A 1,118-nucleotide genomic window follows, 5' to 3' on the forward strand; every position below is an offset into this window, starting at 1 on the left:
TTCTCGTCTATGTTGTAGAACAGATAATTAAACTGTTCTTTAGTCGGTGGTCTGATACCAACCATATCCCAGCCAAGTTTGTATTGAGGGTCTTCCCAAACTGTGCGCAGGCCGTTTTCGGCAAACTTTTTCGCAAATGACTGCTTGTTTACTGCCATGTTCATACTCCATAAAAAAACCGCCGATTGGCGGTTAAATCACAATATCGGCGTTAGATAACATCACGCCCTGCCCGAAGCCGTAATAATTCTGGTCGGCAAAACCGAATGGGGTTTTATGTTTCACGATAACCACTTCTAAGCCCACTCCAGCGGCCTTAGGTATCAGCCGATAGCGGTTATTCAGCACATATTCCGGCGCGTTCTTGGTATTGAAGGCCACTTGGAATTTTGCATTATCCAAATCACGCAGCACCGCCAGTTCTGCACCAAACACATTACTCATTGCCGCCACGATTTCCGGCGTTGTGCCGTGTCCGTTGTTTACGGCAATTTTCCACTTCAGCAGGCCGCGATATTCTTCATCTGGTAACTTGATGAAGCCGCCGGTAACGGTCTCGTTTTCGCGCCGCATTCGTGCTTGCCCGAGGCCTAGGGTATTCTCTTGCCCGTCAAAGCCGAAAAATGGGATGGCCGCCGCGTTGCTGACTGTGCGAGTTAGGCCAACAATTCGCCCAACTCCGTCTAACTGCTTACCTTCTGCTGTATCTACCCCGCGCTTATGTAGCAGGTCGTAAAACACCTCATGCAGCGCATTGGCCGGCGCAAATAACGATTTAACCAAGCATTCAAACTGGCGGCTCTGCCGGAACTGCATCAGGTTGTTGCCCCACGCTATGCCGCCGTGGTCGGTTTCTCGTTCCATTAGCGCACCTCAATTCGCATCGGGTCGAACATCGCCCGCTCGTAGTTGCCAATTACAATATTATTCGGGCTGAATGCACTATCAGCAGGGCGGACAGTCGGGCTATTGGAAGCGGCAAACTTAAACGTTACCGATTCAATGCCAGTCGTTTTGAATACGCCGCAGTAGAATTTCTGTACAACCACATCATCACCAACCTGCAATTTTTGCCCGATGGAGTTCAAGTCTGCGCGTACCGATTCGTAACCGTCTGC

General features: G+C 50.1%; 2 protein-coding genes. Both read right to left on the reverse strand.

The window, feature by feature from the left end:
* Window positions 1-192: 192 nt before the first annotated feature.
* The gene (locus HMPREF2796_RS00810; RefSeq protein ID WP_070630243.1) at window positions 193-864 is read right to left on the reverse strand and encodes a baseplate wedge 1 family protein; all 672 of its coding nucleotides are present in this window, start codon (window positions 862-864) and stop codon (window positions 193-195) included.
* Window positions 864-1,118 (reverse strand): hypothetical protein (locus HMPREF2796_RS11290; RefSeq protein ID WP_210385328.1); only part of this gene is annotated, 255 nt, incomplete at its 5' end. The genes HMPREF2796_RS00810 and HMPREF2796_RS11290, both read right to left, overlap by 1 nt.

Source organism: Eikenella sp. HMSC071B05 (assembly GCF_001811325.1).
GTDB classification, from domain to species: Bacteria; Pseudomonadota; Gammaproteobacteria; order Burkholderiales; family Neisseriaceae; genus Eikenella; species Eikenella corrodens.

Excerpts from the sequence above, each read along its gene's own strand:
- HMPREF2796_RS00810 (WP_070630243.1), bottom strand. The coding sequence starts at position 864 with ATGGAACGAGAAACCGACCACGGCGGCATAGCGTGGGGCAACAACCTG.